At 81.9% G+C, this 221-nt stretch carries 1 protein-coding gene; it reads right to left on the bottom strand.

Annotated features, from left to right (window positions below):
• Nucleotides 1–221: hypothetical protein (locus tag AX685_RS22385; protein WP_197418506.1), on the bottom strand; the 221-nt coding region annotated here is incomplete at both ends.

Genomic DNA, 221 nt, shown 5'->3' with positions numbered 1-221 from the left:
GGGGCGGGCGCCGGCTTAGGGGCGGCGGCGACGGGCTTGGGCGCTGCCACCGCGACCGGGGCGGGCGCGGGCGCGGGCGCCGGTGCCGGCGCAGGTGCAGGCGCGGCAACCGGCTCGGGCACCACGGGTTCGGGTGCGGCCTCGATCACGGGGTCGGCGGCGACGGGCGCAGCGGCGACCGCCGGCTCCTCGGCCGTGTTGATCGTGACGGTGCCGCCCTC

Source organism: Sphingomonas sp. CCH9-F2, from assembly GCF_001556735.1.
Classification (GTDB): domain Bacteria; phylum Pseudomonadota; class Alphaproteobacteria; order Sphingomonadales; family Sphingomonadaceae; genus Sphingomonas; species Sphingomonas ginsenosidimutans.
Note: the sequence above shows the minus strand (reverse complement) of the source record. Positions and strands in the feature narration are given on the sequence as shown.